18 protein-coding genes are annotated in these 17,196 nt (G+C 36.8%); 14 read left to right on the top strand and 4 right to left on the bottom strand.

All coding sequences use genetic code 11. From position 1 onward, the window contains the following. Together SFB89_RS08450 and SFB89_RS08455 are read right to left on the bottom strand one after the other, a co-directional pair. A complete protein-coding gene (locus tag SFB89_RS08450; RefSeq protein ID WP_331774250.1) occupies window positions 1–831 on the bottom strand; it encodes a DUF58 domain-containing protein in 831 nt (276 codons plus the stop codon). Window positions 832–843: 12 nt separating this feature from the next. Further along, window positions 844–1,791 carry an AAA family ATPase gene (locus SFB89_RS08455; RefSeq protein WP_331774251.1) on the bottom strand — a complete coding sequence of 316 codons (948 nt, stop codon included), beginning with the start codon at window positions 1,789–1,791 and terminating at the stop codon, window positions 844–846. Window positions 1,792–1,969: 178 nt separating this feature from the next. Between SFB89_RS08455 and SFB89_RS08460 the strand changes: the two genes are divergently transcribed. Beyond that, window positions 1,970–2,602 carry an HAD family hydrolase gene (locus SFB89_RS08460; protein WP_331774252.1) on the top strand — a complete coding sequence of 211 codons (633 nt, stop codon included), beginning with the start codon at window positions 1,970–1,972 and terminating at the stop codon, window positions 2,600–2,602. A 13-nt stretch (window positions 2,603–2,615) separates the two neighbouring features. Here SFB89_RS08460 and SFB89_RS08465 read toward each other — a convergent pair whose 3' ends face one another. Then, window positions 2,616–3,317: a nitrous oxide reductase accessory protein NosL gene (locus tag SFB89_RS08465; protein ID WP_331774253.1), complete on the bottom strand. Its 702-nt coding sequence runs from the start codon at window positions 3,315–3,317 to the stop codon at window positions 2,616–2,618. Window positions 3,318–3,446: 129 nt separating this feature from the next. On the opposite strand from SFB89_RS08465, the gene SFB89_RS08470 reads away from it, so the two are divergent. Next, window positions 3,447–4,571, top strand: coding sequence for a nitrous oxide reductase accessory protein NosL (locus SFB89_RS08470; protein ID WP_331774254.1), 1,125 nt, complete (start codon window positions 3,447–3,449; stop codon window positions 4,569–4,571). Here the strand turns inward: SFB89_RS08470 and SFB89_RS08475 are convergent. After that, entirely contained in the window at window positions 4,568–6,202 is a 1,635-nt protein-coding gene (locus tag SFB89_RS08475; protein WP_331774255.1) for a PAS domain-containing sensor histidine kinase, read from the bottom strand. The two genes, SFB89_RS08470 and SFB89_RS08475, sit on opposite strands and share 4 nt — an antisense overlap. Before the next feature lie 93 nt (window positions 6,203–6,295). On the opposite strand from SFB89_RS08475, the gene SFB89_RS08480 reads away from it, so the two are divergent. The 12 genes from SFB89_RS08480 to SFB89_RS08535 all read left to right on the top strand — a co-directional run bounded on the left by SFB89_RS08480 (window position 6,296) and on the right by SFB89_RS08535 (window position 17,196). Further along, window positions 6,296–6,982 (top strand): response regulator transcription factor, encoded by a 687-nt coding sequence (locus tag SFB89_RS08480; protein WP_331774256.1) that lies wholly within the window; start codon window positions 6,296–6,298, stop codon window positions 6,980–6,982. A gap of 306 nt (window positions 6,983–7,288) precedes the next feature. After that, window positions 7,289–9,844 (top strand): Sec-dependent nitrous-oxide reductase, encoded by a 2,556-nt coding sequence (gene nosZ, locus SFB89_RS08485; protein WP_331776074.1) that lies wholly within the window; start codon window positions 7,289–7,291, stop codon window positions 9,842–9,844. 115 nt (window positions 9,845–9,959) lie between these two features. Further along, the gene (locus SFB89_RS08490; RefSeq protein WP_331774257.1) at window positions 9,960–10,748 is read left to right on the top strand and encodes a cytochrome C; all 789 of its coding nucleotides are present in this window, start codon (window positions 9,960–9,962) and stop codon (window positions 10,746–10,748) included. A gap of 4 nt (window positions 10,749–10,752) precedes the next feature. Beyond that, a complete protein-coding gene (locus tag SFB89_RS08495) occupies window positions 10,753–11,973 on the top strand; it encodes a nitrous oxide reductase family maturation protein NosD (RefSeq protein ID WP_331774258.1) in 1,221 nt (406 codons plus the stop codon). Further along, window positions 11,970–12,755, top strand: a complete 786-nt coding sequence (locus SFB89_RS08500) for a 4Fe-4S dicluster domain-containing protein (RefSeq protein ID WP_331774259.1) — start codon at window positions 11,970–11,972, stop codon at window positions 12,753–12,755. Before SFB89_RS08495 ends, SFB89_RS08500 begins: the two co-directional genes overlap by 4 nt. Then, window positions 12,752–13,345: a c-type cytochrome gene (locus tag SFB89_RS08505; RefSeq protein WP_331774260.1), complete on the top strand. Its 594-nt coding sequence runs from the start codon at window positions 12,752–12,754 to the stop codon at window positions 13,343–13,345. Before SFB89_RS08500 ends, SFB89_RS08505 begins: the two co-directional genes overlap by 4 nt. Further along, complete coding sequence (locus SFB89_RS08510; protein ID WP_331774261.1) at window positions 13,342–13,863, top strand: c-type cytochrome; 522 nt, start codon at window positions 13,342–13,344, stop codon at window positions 13,861–13,863. Before SFB89_RS08505 ends, SFB89_RS08510 begins: the two co-directional genes overlap by 4 nt. 10 nt (window positions 13,864–13,873) lie before the next feature. After that, the gene (locus SFB89_RS08515; protein WP_331774262.1) at window positions 13,874–14,785 is read left to right on the top strand and encodes a NapH/MauN family ferredoxin-type protein; all 912 of its coding nucleotides are present in this window, start codon (window positions 13,874–13,876) and stop codon (window positions 14,783–14,785) included. A gap of 1 nt (window position 14,786) precedes the next feature. Further along, on the top strand, window positions 14,787–15,428 hold the full coding sequence (locus SFB89_RS08520) for an ABC transporter ATP-binding protein (protein WP_331774263.1): 642 nt from the start codon (window positions 14,787–14,789) through the stop codon (window positions 15,426–15,428). Beyond that, complete coding sequence (locus SFB89_RS08525; protein ID WP_331774264.1) at window positions 15,415–15,897, top strand: hypothetical protein; 483 nt, start codon at window positions 15,415–15,417, stop codon at window positions 15,895–15,897. Before SFB89_RS08520 ends, SFB89_RS08525 begins: the two co-directional genes overlap by 14 nt. Continuing rightward, window positions 15,894–16,721, top strand: a complete 828-nt coding sequence (locus SFB89_RS08530) for an ABC transporter permease (protein WP_331774265.1) — start codon at window positions 15,894–15,896, stop codon at window positions 16,719–16,721. The genes SFB89_RS08525 and SFB89_RS08530 overlap by 4 nt, the downstream gene beginning before the upstream one ends. A gap of 10 nt (window positions 16,722–16,731) precedes the next feature. Beyond that, window positions 16,732–17,196, top strand: coding sequence for a nitrous oxide reductase accessory protein NosL (locus tag SFB89_RS08535; protein ID WP_331774266.1), 465 nt, complete (start codon window positions 16,732–16,734; stop codon window positions 17,194–17,196).

Here is a 17,196-nt window from a genome sequence, read left to right on the forward strand (position 1 = left end):
TTAAGCCTTTAGTATTTGAGACATCTTGATAAAAACATCATCATCTGTATAAATTTTGCCATATTTAATACGGTGCATCAAAAAATGCTCATGAAGGGTTTCATCATGTGCTTGAATCAATCTTTTATACTCAGCAATATTGCTTTTATCTAAATTTAAGTTATCCTCTTCCAATGTGACTGGATCAACCAATGAAAAGTCACCTCCTAAGTGAGGATCCTCTTCAAAACGATCTCGAACCATCAAGGCATAGACTTCATTTTTGTGAGCAATAGATGATAAATCAATATCTTCATAAAAATCTCCGATTAAAAAGATTAATGATTTTCTCTTTAAGCTGATATTTATAAAATGACATAATTGCGTCATATCAATTTTTTTTGTCACAGGGTCTAGTGTCAATGCATGTTCAAGCACCTCATCTACCAGTCCCAAATTTTTAGTCGGTTTAAATAGTCTCTCAAGCGCTGAATCAAAAAATAGCGTCGTCAAATTATCGCCATTTCTTAGGGCTGTATAAGAAAGCATCCCCAAGACTTCAGCCATCACCTCTTGTTTGACGCGTTTGGTACCGAAATTAATTGAGCCATTGATCATGAAAACCGTCACAATGTTGAGCTCTCTTTCTTCGTTAAAAACATTGACCTTCAGCCCTACGCCTTTGGCGGAAGATTTCCAGTTGATACTTCTAACATCATCACCGATAACATAATCTTTGATTTCAGAAAAATCTAACCCCGTCCCTTTGAAGGTGCTAATATTATTGCCAAGATTCCCGGTAAAGACCTTTTTTTTGGCTTTTAAGAGTATCTGCTTGAATTTTTTTTCCATCATACGCTCTTTTTAAGGCGCTTTGATGGTGTTCATAATCTTTTGAATAACCGCATCGGTATCCATATTCGATGCTTCGGCCTGATAGCTGAGTATAATACGATGTCTCAAAATGCCATGTACTACTTTGGCGACATCTAGTGGTGTGACAAAGTCTTTCCCTCTTAGTAAAGCCATCGCTCGAGAAGCTCGGTATATATCGATAGATGCTCGTGGACTCGCACCAAATTCTATCATATCCTTGAGTGATTCTAAACCGTAATGTTCCGGCTCTCTTGTGGCAAAGATGATTTTGAGCATATATTGTTGTAATTCATCATCAACATGAACGTGTTGCAATGTTTCTCGCAAGGCTAAAATATCCTGGACAGAAGCCACTTGATGTACGGCTTCAAAACCATTACTAGCGACACGTTTGACGATTTCAAATTCTTCTTCAATGCTATTGTATCCCACCATCACTTTGAGCATAAATCGGTCGAGTTGCGCTTCAGGGAGTCGATACGTCCCCTCTTGTTCCACAGGGTTTTCTGTAGCCATAACCAAAAATGGCTCATCAAGTTTAAAAGTAGTATCAGAAATCGTAATCTGTTTTTCTTGCATCACTTCTAAAAGTGCTGATTGTACTTTTGCTGGCGCTCTGTTGATCTCATCAGCTAAAAGTAGATTGGTAAATATTGGACCTTTTCTGATGACAAAACTCGCATCTTTTTGGTTGTAAACCTCAGTTCCTACCACATCACTAGGCAGTAAATCTGGAGTAAATTGTATCCTTTTAAAATCCAATCCCAACGATTTTGAAAGGGCATTGATTGCTGTTGTCTTTGCCAATCCCGGAACGCCCTCTACTAAAATATGTCCGCCACTAATCAGACCTATTAATAGTGAATCGACGAGTTCTTCTTGACCGACAATGATTTTGCCAATCTCTTGTTTGATCTCTTCTATCTTGTTGTTCACGGCCTTTTCTCCTTGTTTGATGGTAAAATTGTAGTAGCAAAATTTAAATAAAATATTAACATCTGGTAAACTTATTTTGAATTATAGCCCTTTTGTTATCTTCATTATAGTAAAATATGTTTTTATAATCATATGCCCTTGATTGTGGTAAAATCAAGGCTAACACGAGGAATGCCCTATGATAAAATCTGTCATCTTTGATATGGATGGAACGTTGCTTGATTCCAGTTTTGCTATGACACAAACGGTCAATCAAATACGTGACACTTTAGGTTTGAAACCTATCTCGCAAGAATTTCTCGAATTTCACATCAATCAGCCGGATATTGATTTACCGATGACATTTTATGGACTCAAAGAGTACACTCCTGAATACAGAGCACTTTTTAAAGATATATACATGCAAAATTCTACCCGTTATGTCAAACCTTATGAGGGAGTTTTTGAATTACTACACTATCTCAAAGATCATGATATTTTTATGAGTATTGCGACAAATGCGTCAGATTTTTTTGCCAATCATATGCTAGAAGATTGTCATATGCTCGATTTTTTTGATTTGGTCATCGGTGCCAATAATGTTCCCAATAAAAAGCCCGAACCGGATATGGTGCATTTGATTTTAGATCAAAGCAACACCCATAAAGATGCATCAATTTTGATAGGAGATAGTATTAAAGATGAGTGGGCCGCCAAGCATTCAAATGTTCCCTTTATCTTTGCGGATTGGGGGTATGGAACCAGCAACACCGCAACGATGAAAATCGAAACTATCTCAAAACTCAGCGACTATTTTAAGGAGGTACTATAAGTTGATTGTCGCTTTAATTTTCGCCTTTACCGGCTAGATATAATGCAACCGCTTGAAATGGTTTCCCTTTGATTTTGCCGCAAAGGTTATTCTCTTGAATATACACTTTGGCTAATGCTGGTGTTGCAAATCTTATATCTGTTTTTTTACACATTTTGTTGTATATTTTTTTGCCCATCATGGCCATTTTGGCTTGTTTTTTCTTGATGCCCATAATTTCTTTTTTAAGATTTTTCCTGACAATTTTTGAAACTTGTGCATAAGACATAATCTTACCGCCAAATTTTTTAGAAAAATCCAACGCCGCTTTTTCTGTCCCAAAGGCATACTTACTTACCATAGACATGGTACTTGGTTTTTTAGAACCGACAACATAAAATGCTTTGTTGGCATCGATGAATTTCATCGTACTATTATCCACAGCACGTGGTTTCACTACTTTTGTTCCTTTTAACATCGCTTCTTCTATCATACAGTGAATAGAACAATACTGATGTACTTTTCCATTGACCACTGCGGTATGATTAGTACGATAAAATGACGGCAATGTCATACCACACACCGGACAAAACATCTTGGCTTTACCACTTTGTTCAATCTGCGCAGTAGCTGGCGAAACGGCTCTAAAGTCTTTCGCTACTTTCTTATCTTTTGCATTGGCTCCCACGACCAAAACCAAAGCCACACTCATCAAAGATAATAAAATTTTTCTCATCTTTAACTCCTTTTTTAGATTTTGTGAATTATAAGACAAGTTTGTTAAATTTGTGTTAATTAACATAAATTTAACAAATAAAAGATAGAATTCCATAATATTTTTTATAAGAATAAAAAAGGAAACATCATGAAAAAGGTTTTAATACTTGCCATACTTTTATGTGCGACTCATGTTTTTGCGCAGTTTTCAAAAGTCGCCACCCACACTCCAGTTTTAGTACAAGAGGCACACAATCCGTGGTGTCCTATCACAGGACAGAGTATTAAAGAGAACTATAAAACTTCTCTGATTGCTCGCTTGCAAACCAATGCAAGAGCACGACAATACAGTGCTTTAAGTGCTCTTGCCATCGACATGCAAGAGTATGGTATCGATACCAAAAGTATCCAAGCACTTGATGTTATCAGCCAAAAATATATCAATGCCAATAGCGCCTTTTTCTTAATAAATTCTCAAATCAAACCCACATTTGGTACCATCAGTGCGATTGCTTTTGCAAAAAAAGCCGATGCTGATTCTTATCGCAAAACCTATGGTGGCGACGTTGTTTCCTTTGAAGAAGCTCTCAAAAAAGTCACACAAAACCTCAAAAAATCTATCGCCTACATGAAGAAAATCTATAAGAAAAAAACCTATAAGATGGGAGAGCGAATTTACAAAAAAAAGTGTCAGGAGATAGACCCTACGGATTATATTGAGATTAATGATTTGAAAAAGGAAATTGTAGATCAACACTTGTGCGGAACATTAAACGAGCGCTATTTGCAAGCACTTGCTTTATATCTTTGGAATGTCAAAAGAGCCGGAGATTTAGGAGAAAATGAAGAGCGTGTCAAAGTCAATGAAGATGAAAAATGCCCAGTTTGCGGTATGTTTACATATAAATATCCAAGATGGGCCGCTCAAATTTTCTTCAAACACAAAGATCATGAGCATCACTACTCTTTTGATGGTGTTAAGGATATGATGAAATTTTATTTTAATCCTTCAAAATGGGGAAAATATGACTTTGTGACTCATGATAATATCACCAAAATGCTTGTGACGGATTACTACTCTCAAAAAGGAATCGATGCAAGAAGTGCATATTTTGTCGAAGGCAGTGATATTTATGGACCAATGGGACATGAATTAATCCCTTTTTCAACGCAAGACGAGGCTGAAAACTTCAAAAAAGACCACAAAGGTACTCGTATTTTGACTTTTGACCAGATTAAAGAATCTGAAGTTTATGATCTTGATAACCGCTAATGGGGGAGTAAAATCACAAAAATCGCACCCGATTTCACATTGCCCGCTTTAATGGAACCGTTGAATTTGCTCTCAATCACCATACGAGCCATATAAAGCCCAATACCAGTAGATTTGATAATCTTTTTACTGTTAAAGGGCTTAAAAATGTCATCCACCGGTGAGACTTCAATACCACCAGCATTGTCTTGAATACTCAACATGATATGTTTTTTTACATCTTTTAATGAGATGATGATTTCGGGATTTGCGATTTTTTTCGCTTTGAAAATATCCACCGCATTTTGTAAAATTGACAAAACAACTTGTGCTAAGGTATTGGAATTCCCATAGATAGAAATCTTAGAATCCACGTGCTTGATGAGTTTGATTTGATTCAATTTTAATACAGAATCGAGAATATTCAGTGCTTGATTGATAGAGACAATGGGATTAAAGACGGTATTTTTAGTATTTTTATAAAAATCTTCAAAATTCGTAATGGTTTCTGACATAAATTGTATGATGTCTTCATTTTTTTGTGCTTCGGCAATCAATTCTGGGTCTTTGAGTTTATTTCTGACATACATGCAGTTGAAATTTAGCTCAGCCAAAGGTTGCCGCCACTGGTGAGCAATCACGGCAATCATTTCACCAAGAGCTGCAAATTTTGCTTGATGTTGCAGGAGCTTATCTTTGAGTTTTTCTTTGGAAATATCTTGAATATTAGCCACAATAGCAACCGTTTCATTTTCTCCACTGGTACCAAATGATATCCGAATCGGAAACATTTGATTACGATTATTCACCCCTTCTACCTCTAATACTTCAGCTGTGGTGTCAAGCTTCAACGTCTTGATAAAATTTTCAACACCCATTTGTGACAAACGCTCATATTGCTGGGGCACAATCTTTCCGAACGAGGATTGATGCAACATCTGTGCTTTTGTATATCCAAAAATCTGCTCCGCCATTTTGTTATAAGTATGAATTCTCAAGTTTTTATCAAGCGTGATGATGGCATTGGTGCTTGATTCAATAACGGCATTAGAATAATCTTTTTCTTCTGTTAATTCTTGTGTTTTTTTATTGATATTTTTATTGGCCGGTCTGAAGATAAGTATCGCTTCAAAAAACAGTGTCGTTAAAGTCAAGATAAAAATATAAAATTCAAACTCTTTTAACTTTTTTGTATCTGCTCTTGATTGTTCCAAATACAAAGAGACGGCTTTATCCAAATCTAAAAGAAGTGAATTGGAATGCTTCAATAAATAGGTCAGACTCTTTCCATCGCGATGTTCTTCAAAACTTTTTGCATTTTTTAGATACGTTTTTACTTTCTGGTCCAACATCATAGGTTTACTAAAATATGCATGTTCCAATGCTTTTGTCATTGGGGAGGAAATCAAAAGATTGTGTGATGATTCCATCAAAATAAGATTTTTTTTCAGATTTTTGATTTTATAATAGATGGCGTGAAATGCTATCTGCTGCGCCAAAATTTTTTGTCGACTGCTAATACTAATCAGACGAGAATTATCTGATTGAATACTGATTAATTTGTCTAAGTTAAAGTAGGCTAAGGTTGACAAGGTGGCAGTGATACTCAGCGCCAAAACGTATCGTTTGGTGAAGCTGCTCGTTTTAAACATAGATAATGCCTTTAAAAGTTGACGATTAAAAGGTGAAGATTATACCATTATTTATGTTATAATCTATAATATTTCCCCCAAAGAGAGGTGATCATGAAAGAATCCTATGAAATACTACTACGACAAAGTTCCATTCTTCTTGCAGAAGATGACAAAAATGTCCGAGAGAGTTTCAAAAAAGTTTTACTGCTTTATGTCGATACCGTCTATGAAGCCAAAGATGGATACCAAGCCTATGAATTTTACAAAAAATACCATCCCGATATCCTCATCACCGACATTAAAATGCCCCTGCTCAACGGACTTGAATTAATCAAAAAAATTCGATCTGAAAATAGTGATATTCCCATCATTGTCACGAGTGCATTTGCCGACCAAGACTTTTTACTTGAGTCCATCAAGCTCTCACTCGTCGAATATGTCATCAAACCTATCAAAGGAAGTGACTTAACACGACTTTTGGAAGAGTGCGCCACGATTTTGATGAAAAAATCACAAACCATCATCATGCTAGATGAGAGGAGCTCTTATGATTATAAGAATAAGATTTTTACCCATCATGATGAGAGTATTCCCCTCACCCACAAAGAAATTGAATTTTTTGAACTTCTTTTATCGCATCGTGGCAACCTCGTCACAAAACGTAACATTGAAGATAAACTCTACATCTACGAAGAAGCACCCCCTAGTGCTTTGAAAAATCTTGTATTTAAACTCCGAAAAAAGCTAGGAACCGATCATATCAAAACCATAGGTAAACTCGGCTACATGATAGAATAAAATCATTTTACTTAGTAAACTCCTTCTGTATTTCCCTCCCAAAGGTCTCTTTTTGGTCTCTTTTTAAATAAAAAGTAAACGGAGACCAAAAAGAGACTCTAGATGCTGTAAAATTCTTAAAAGTGTTAATTTAGTGTTAAATGACATAAGATTTGTCTCTCTTGATACAAATCAAGGCTTTGCGAAAATTATCTTGTTATAGTTTTCGTTACACAATGTTGATAAGTTTGATTGTAAATTTTTTAAGGAGGATGTGCAATGAAAAGCATAATCACAAAGACATCATCTGTTCTAGCTACCGTAGCAATGATGGCAACGTTTGCCAGTGGTGCGACTGAGTTAGATAAGGTAATGAAAGAAAGAGGGTTGTCACAACAAGATCTCCTCGCAGCGGCTAAGACCTATACTCCAAGCGGCGGCAGAGACAAGTATGTGATTTTTAGTTCAGGTGGGCAATCTGGGCAAATGTTAGTTTATGGTGTTCCTTCAATGAGACTCCTAAAATATATCGGAGTATTCACGCCAGAACCTTGGCAAGGATGGGGATATGATGATGATACCAAAAAGATTTTGGCTGAAGGAAATATCCGAGGCAAAAAAATCACATGGGGAGATACCCATCACCCGGCACTTTCAGAAACCAATGGTGTTTATGATGGTAAATGGCTTGTCGTCAATGATAAAGCCAATCCAAGAATCGCTGTTATTGATTTAGAAGACTTTGTTACCAAACAAATCGTCGTCAACCCGGTACTAAAAAGTGACCACGGTGGCGCTTTTTTCACCCCAAATAGTGAGTATATCTTAGAAGCATGCCAATATGCTGCTCCATTTGATAATGAATGGCACTCTATGGATGATTATGCAGAATCATACCGAGGGGGCGTTACCATTTGGAAATTTGACCCTAAAAAAGGTAAAATCGATACTAAAAAATCATTCACTTTAGAATTACCACCTTATATGCAAGATTTAAGTGATGCCGGTAAAGAAGCGAGTGATGGTTGGGGTTTTACCAATAGCTTTAACTCAGAAATGTACACCGGTGGTATCGAAAAAGGTCTGCCTCCATTTGAAGCAGGCTGTTCTCGTAATGATACCGACTACTTGCATGTTTATAACTGGAAAAAATTAGCAAAACTTGCTGAAGACCCAAAAAATGTAAAAATCGTCAATGGCGCTAAAGTCATTCCTATGGATGTTGCTATTAAAAACAATGCATTGTTCTTAGTTCCTGAGCCAAAATCACCACATGGTGTCGATGTTTCTCCTGATGGTAAATACATTGTGGTTTGTGGAAAACTTGATACTCATGCAACCGTATATAGCTGGGCAAAAATCAAAAAAGCAATCGATAGTAAAGACTTTGTCGGTAAAGACCCTTATGGTATTCCTATTATTGATATGAAAAAAGCTGCCCATTGTCAAGCAGAACTAGGCCTTGGACCATTGCATAATCAATTTGGTAAAAACTGGAAAAAACAAGGTGAAATCTATACATCATTGTATGTTGATTCACAAGTTGTTAGATGGGACTATCTCACTTGTAAAGTTGTTGACAGACAAAATGTAAGCTACAACATCGGTCACCTTTGCGGTATGGAAGGCAAAAGTGAAGACCCACAAGGTGAATATATCATCGCACTCAATAAATTGGCGATTGATAGATTTAATGAAATCGGACCATTGCATCCACAAAATCACCAGTTGATTGATGTGAGCGGTAAAAAAATGCAACTCCTTTATGATATGCCAATTCCTCTAGGTGAACCACACCAAGCAGTCGCCATTCGTGCATCAAAATTGCATACAGATATGCGATATAAAATGGGTATCAATCCATTTACTGGAAAAATCCACAAAGGTAAAACACTAGCTGGTCAAGAAAAAATCGTAAGAAAAGGTAACCATGTTTACGTATATGGCACGATGGTACGATCACACATCAATCCAGAACATGTCAATGTCAATCTTGGCGATACTGTTACATTTTATCTCACAAACCTAGAGCGTGCCGAAGATGAGACACATGGATTTACGGTAGATCAATACAATGTTCATGCATCACTAGAACCTGGTAAAACCGTAGCCTTAACATTCAAAGCCGATCGCGAAGGGGTATTTCCATATTATTGTACAGAATTCTGTTCTGCACTTCACTTGGAAATGATGGGTTATCTTTTAGTTAAAGACCCAAGCAAAAAATATGTATCCGTTCAAAAACTAAAAATGGCAAAAATGAGTCCTGCTCAACTCAAAGCAGAATATGACAAAACGGTTGCCACAAATAGTGCGACTGATTCTGTTATCCAAAGTGTTGTGAAATTTTTGAAAGACAATCATTATGAGAAATACCCAACGGTAAAAAATCTCGTAACCGATGCGCTTGATCAATACAGTAAAATTGCAGAACAAAAGAAACTCTCTGATGAAGCAGTCAAAGCAGGCAATATCAACAAAGCGATTTTGTTTGAAAATATGATTTGGCAATATATGGTAAAAACAGCCGATGTTGGAATCAGAGCCAAAGATTTATTGGTTAAGAAAATTGCAACACCAATGAGTGCAGCAGCACAACGAGGTCATGCAGCGTACCTAGAAGGTGGTTGTAATGGTTGTCATGTTATCGGTAAAGTAAGCTCTGGACCGGATTTAGTCGGGGTACTTGGAAGACATGAAAATGGTGAAAAATGGGTCAAAGAGTGGATTTTACATCCTGAAAAAATGTATGACAACGATTACATTAAATCTATGACAAATTACTTCAACCTTAGAATGCCAAACCAAGGTATGACAGAAGCACAAGTCGATGATATGATAGAATATCTAAAATGGATTGATAAAAACGCAAACTTGTTTTAATCAAAACATCATAAAGATGTCGGCATCACAAAGATGTCGGCATCACCATTGTCTTAATTATGGTTATTTTAAAATAAACATAATTAAGACAAAAAATTAAACGTAAGGCAGAAACATGAAGAATTCACTCACGAAATCAAGGATTTTTTCTTTTGCAGCTCTTGTGCTTTTATTGTACTTTTTTGTTATTCCTGCTGTATTGACTCACAATATAGTAGATTTACAAAAAGAAGATAAAATCGACAAGATATCCGCACTCAATACAAATGTTTGGAACTACTACAGAAAAGGCCAATACATTAGTCCCACAATACCCAAAGATATTGCTCATGATTTAAAGAAACTCTTGGATGAAGATATGGAAATCGGCGTCGTTACCACACCGATCTGGTATGTGGCACTCGAAGCACCCAATTATCCAAAAGAATCTTTTCCTGATGGTATTCCAGTGTATTATCATTTTGATGGTTTTAGCGGCGATGTTTTTGAAATGGAAACTATCAACCATTTTATCGGTATGGATCCTATGGATCGAGGCGCCCCATATCTACGTATGTTAGCACCTTATGCGCTCACATTTGTTGCGTTAGTTATGGTTTTATTTATGCTTTATCGATCAAAATTCTTAAGCCTATTGATGCTCATTCCAGTTGCATTACCATTGATTTTTATCGGGTTTTATTCCTACTGGCTTTATTGGTTTGGACACCACATGCACGAATGGGGTGCCTTTAAGATCAAACCTTTTATGCCAACAGTTTTTGGAGATGGTAAGGTCGCACAATTTACGACACACTCCTATCCAACGACAGGTTTTTGGCTCTTAGTCATCATCAGTATATTGAGTCTTTTAGCAATTGTCTCAAAAAGAAAAGCCCTGAAACTAGAGGCGGATCAAAAGTAATATCATGAAAAGGTTATGGATACTGTGTCTCACTGTTTTACCATTGTTCGCTGCCAATATCTTACAAGAGGCTATCGATAAGGCAAAACCTGGTTCGTTACTAGAGTTGCCAGCGGGTGTTTACAAAGGGAATATTGTCATCAATAAACCTTTGATTATCGATGGCAAAGATCAAAAAGCGATTATTGAAGGTGATGGCAATGGTACGGTTGTGAGAATCAATAGCTCCTATGTTACCTTGAAAAATTTGACCATTCGACACAGTGGCGCCCAACATGAGCGCGTCGATGCGGGTGTGGCTTTGAAAAAGCTCAAACATGTCAAAATTTTGCATTGTAAACTTCTTGATGTCCTTTTTGGTATCGATTTACAAGAAGCAAGCCATTGTACGATTTCATACAATTACATCACATCCAAACCTTTTAGTTTAGGTCTTAGAGGTGATGCGATTCGACTTTGGTATAGCAATGATAATGTTTTAGATCACAATCATGTCTACAAATCTAGAGATTTTGTCGTCTGGTATAGCAATGGCAATCTCATCAAAAAAAATTTAGGGGAATATTGTAGATATTCTTTACATTTTATGTATACGGGTAAAAATATGGTCGAGGACAATGTCTACAAACACAACAGTGTCGGGATCTTTTTTATGTACTCCCAAGACACCATTGCCACGGGTAATGTTGTGGAAAATTCATTGGGGACTACCGGTCTTGGTATCGGTCTCAAAGATGCTTCAAATTTCACAATTAAAAACAATACGATAATCTATTGTGCACGGGGTATTTATGCAGATCGTTCCCCGTTTCAACCGGACACTTTCAATTATATTGAAAACAACAAATTGCTTTATAATAGTGAAGCCGTACATTTTCACTCGTTGAGTATTTCTAATATTTTCAAAAACAATGTGATTAAAGGAAACATTGAGAATGTCATCAATGATTCTTATAATACAAAAGTGGAAAAGAATACTTGGGATGGAAACTACTGGGATGATTATCAAGGATTTGATAAAAATCATGATGGTATTGGTGATACGCCACATGTAGAGAAGTATTATGCTGATAAAATGTGGCTCTTTAATCCAAGCGTGAAGTTTTTTTATGGTTCTCCAATCATAACCATTATCAACTTTCTCGCAAAATTAGCGCCAATATCTGAGCCGGTTATATTAGCGGTAGATAAACACCCAAAGACCAAGATAGGAGATAAATTTTGAAACAAGATGACAAAAAAAGAAGAGATTTCATCAAGCAAATGACAGGCCTTGGTATATTAGGGCTTGCCTGTGGTGCCGGTATATACTTTGCTCCTGAATTAAAGGCCAGTTCTCCAATCTTAAGGCCTCCGGGAGCAGTCAAAGAAGAAGACTTTTTGAAATTGTGTATCAAATGCGGCCAATGCCTCCAAGTATGTCCTTACGACTCAATTGAGCTAGAGGATATTGATGGAGGTGCGAGTGTCGGGATGGCTTTTATTGACCCAAGAAAACGTGGCTGTTATCTGTGTGAGGCATTTCCATGTATGCTCGCCTGCCCTACTGGAGCACTCGATCATGAGCACGACAATATCAAATACGTGCAGATGGGTATCGCCGTAGTAGCAGATATGAATGCCTGCCTCGCACTCACCAATAAACCCGTACCTAATAGTGCGGTTGATAGAATCTATGAGCACACTAAAGTACTCACAGCAGAAGAGCAACACAATAAAAAAGTTGTGCTACGAGGTGATGATAAGGAAAAAGTAAAATTACAAAAGAAAGTCTTAGAAGACCTCGACAAATTTAGAGACCAACCGTGTACTATTTGTGCCTCTTTATGTCCTTACCCAACGCCTGAAGACGCGATTGGAATGGTCAAAAAAGATGGAGGATTATTGCCAGAGATTCGAGAAGCTTGTGTGGGTTGTGGTGCATGTATTGAACTCTGCCCGACCAATGTCCTAAAAGTCATTCCTCGAGAAGACTATCTGAGTGTCTATAAGAAAGGTCAACAATGATGAATACAAAATCACTATTCGTATCTTTATGTGCTGCCGCATTGCTTTTCAATGGTTGTGGAGATAAAGATAAAAAAGATCAAGAATCAAAACAAGAGGTGACTGCCTCAAGTATCAAAGTAACTCAGGATGTCGTCAAGAAAGATGATACTAAAGAGGTTTCAAAAGAGAACAGCGGGCAGTTTTATTACTCTTACAATAAAGAGGGCAAATCAGACGAAGCTAAAAAGATCGACAAATATAATAGCGAAAGTTCAAAATCAAAAACCACCATTGATGCATACTTGCATGTCAAATCTCCATATGAGCACGTGCAAATCACGATGATGATTAAACAACTCAGCAAAAATTACATTATCAAATGTTCACCGTGTCATGATGATTATGCCAATGGTATCATCGGACCTTCACTATTGGATAAAGATAAGCAATTTATTTACCAAAAAATTATCGATTTTAAAACCGGTAAAAGCAAAAATGTCCTGATGGAAGAACTAGTCAAGCAAATTGATAACAAAGAGCTTGAGGATATCGCAGGAGAAATTGCAAACTTCAACAAAGAAATTAGAGAAATGAGGAAAAAAAGATGACAAAACATATCATTGCAGCAGCAGCGACACTCTTAACATTAGCCGCTTTTATCTACATGTTTAATTCAGATGTAGAGGTACAAAAGATGAAGAATATCGCTACTTTGATTGAGAAGAGTAAGATAGAGGTCAAATTAAGTAACAAAAATGAAATCAAACAAGAGATCAAGCAAGAGACAAGTGCGCAGTCCAATAAAAAAGAAGAGAGTGAGATGGACAAAAAGTTAAAAGCACTCAAAGACAAAGCGGGTAATATGGCAGCAATCAATGTCAGCCCACTCTACAAGAAAAACTGTTCTTCTTGTCATGGTACCGTGGGTGAGGGTATTATTGGGTCAAAACTTATTGGGAGATCTCATGATTATATCCTCAAAGCATTGATGGATTTCAAATCGGGAGCAAGAAAAAACTATGTTATGTATGGCTTGCTTGGAAATTTGAACCAAAAACAATTGGAAGAACTTTCAACGGAGATCAGTTTATTTCAAGAGAAATTAGACGCAGCAACAAAGAAATAAAGGGAATATCATGAACAGGTATAGCGGCAGTGTTAGAGAACTAGTCAATGCTTCTTTCTTCTCAACATTCTTAAGTAAGAACAAAGACGGGAAGACAAGGCTCTCATGGAGAGGGTGGCGATGGATCAGTATCATTTTGATGAATCTGCTCTTTTTCCTCTCTTTTCATATTGATATTCAAGTACTTGAGGGGACTTTGAATGGTTCGAGACTTTTGGGTTTCCATCTCATTGATCCCTTTACAGCTTTGGAGATTTTTGTCAGTGAGCATGGTATGCATATCAATGTCATCATTGGAAGTTTGACTTTATTGTTATTTTACTTTTTTGTAGGAGGCAAGGCCTATTGTGCATGGGTTTGCCCTTATGGACTCCTGAGTGAAATCGGAGAGAAAATTCATCTCAAACTTGTGAGCAAAAAAATCATCAAAGAGAGAAAGTTTGACCCAAGAATTCGTTTTTTCTTTTGGATTGTCTTTTTATTGGCTGCTTTTATTGATGGGTATTTGGTATTTGAAGTCATCAATCCTATTGGTATCATCAGTAGATTTATCACCTATGGCTGGAGCATTGCTTTGGTTTGGGTTGTGGTTATTCTTCTTTTTGAAATCTTTTTTTCAAGACGCGGCTGGTGTAAATACATCTGTCCGGTCGGTACGACTTATAATCTCGTCGGATGGGTAGGACTCACTAGGATCAAATGGGACATGGAGAAATGTGACCACTGCTCTGCATGTATCGCGGTTTGTCCTGAAGATCATGTTTTAGAGTTTATCAAACCAAAATACGATAAAGATAGAACCGCACAAGACAAAACAAAAGAGTACATCAAAAATGGTGACTGTATCCTCTGTGGAAGATGCGCCGATGTCTGCCATACTGATGCATATAACTTAGATTTTAGACTGAAAGATTTGGTGTAATATGTTAGTAGAAACACGAAACGTATATAAAAAATTTTTAGGAGAGAATGTTTTAGATAACATCTCTGTGGATATCAATCATGGCGATAGAATCGCCATGATGGGTCCTAATGGCGCAGGTAAAACAACCTTGATCCGTGCTATATTGGGATTTTATCATATTGACAAGGGTTCTATTCGTGTCAATGGTCATGATCCGATTAAAGAGCGTGTCAAAGTCTTAAAAGATATTAGTTTTATCCCACAACTTCCCCCACCCATCAAACTCAATCTTGATGAGATGATTGCTTTTATTGTAAAAAGTTCAAATATATCCAAAGAGATGATATTTGAAGAGGCTCTCAAGATGGATTTGAATATCGAGGGAAATTTGAATAAACAATTTTTTAAACTCTCAGGCGGTATGAAACAAAAGTTGCTCATCGCCATCGCACTCTCAAAGAAAAGTTCTCTTTTAATCTTTGATGAACCCACCGCCAATCTAGACCCAAAGGCACGAGAATATTTTTATAATCTACTACATGATTTAGATGATTCGTGCTCTACACTTTTTATTACACACCGATTAGATGAAATTAAAGATTTGGTTAACCGACAAATCTATATGGATTTGGGAAAGGTAGTTGAAGATGAAAAAATTTGAAATCCTCGCTAGCGTATTACTATTATTGGGGATTTTCCTCTCTGGATGTCAGAAAGAAAAATCAACAGACCCAACAAACATGCACTGGGATAGAGACATTTGCGAACGATGCAAGATGGCTATCAGCGAGAAAAAATTTGCATTTCAAATCGTCAATCCAAAAACCTCAAAAGTCTATAAATTTGACGATATTGGTTGTGGCGTTTTATGGATGGATGAAGAGAAAATACCATGGAAAGATAGTGCTATCTTGTGGGTGACTGATGCCAAAGATGGCAAGTGGATGAATGCAAGAACAGCACTTTACACTGATGATCGCATCACGCCAATGGCTTATGGGATTGCCGCATACAGAAAAGAGACGCTACCAAAAGGAGCGACGGTTATTACGTATGATCAAGCGCGAGATGTCATTTATGAAATTGAAAAATTAAACGTTCAAAAATTACGAGAAATGAGAACACAATGAAAAATCTATTTTTAGTTGCTTACTTAGATATTAAAGAGTCACTAAGGTCCAAGTGGTTTTATGTTTATGCTTTGGTTTTCGGTGGTATTATGGCCCTATTTTTCATATCCGGAATTTCAGATTCCGTGGTGATGGGATTTACGGGATTGAGCCGATTGTTGCTTGTGTTTATCCAAGTCACTATCATCATCTTACCTATTTTTATCCTCATCACTACTGTCAAATCAATTGTGGGAGATCGAGAAAGTAATGTCTTAGAATACATGCTCTCCTTCCCGATTTCTTTGGGCCATTATTATTGGGGAAAGGTTATCGGACGGTTTGCTACGGTCTTTTTACCCATTATTTTTGCACTCATTTTGGGTGTTGTTTTTGGCTTCTCACAAGGTGGCAACCTTCCCTGGGCGATGGTATTACTCTATAGTGCCCTACTCTTTTCCATGTGTTTTATCTTTTTGGGTATTGCATTTTTCGTATCCTCCATTGTAAAATCAACCGATATTGCAATCGGGAGTTCTTTTGCAATATGGATTATCCTATTGGCATTTATCGATATCGCACTCATTGGATTGATGCTACAAGGCGATGCTAATGATGGTTTGATTATCGGTATTGCGCTACTGAATCCAATCGAAGTATTTCGTATCGGAGCCATCTCATTATTTGACCCCGAACTCACGGTTATTGGGCCAGTTGCATATTATTTACTGGACACACTTGGCGCCAATGCATTAATGGTATATTCAATTATTTACCCTATAATTATAGGATTATTATTTTCGTTTTTGGGATACCTTGCATTTAAGAAAAAAGATTTACTATAAGGAGAAAGTGTTGAAAAAAATTATTTTAATTCTGGCCGTTTTATCTATGAGTATGTTCGCATCACAAATCAAACTACTCGATCAAAATGCCAGCGATATTGTCTATAAATTACCTCTCAAAAAATATCCGCAATTATTGTGTGAGGCGACACTTGAAAATGGTGATACCTTGCAGTTTGTATCGGTAAAAGCGATGATGCAAGTATTTTTACATCAAGATTATTTCAAGAAACATCACCTCTTGAAATCTTCTATCAAAGAGATGTTTGTGCAAGATTACTTGACGAAAGAAAAGATAAATATCAAAAATGCTGTCTTTGTATTTGGTAGTAAAATCATCGGCGCACACGGTGATGATTTGATTCCACTCAAAAACCAAGCCAATGCAAAACTTTTTGAAATGAAATATGGTGGCACTAAAATATTGCCATACCAAAAAATCACTGTTGGACTCATTCGTTATTTAGATATGTGA

Source organism: Sulfurospirillum sp. 1612, assembly GCF_036556685.1.
Classification (GTDB): Bacteria; Campylobacterota; Campylobacteria; order Campylobacterales; family Sulfurospirillaceae; genus JAADIZ01.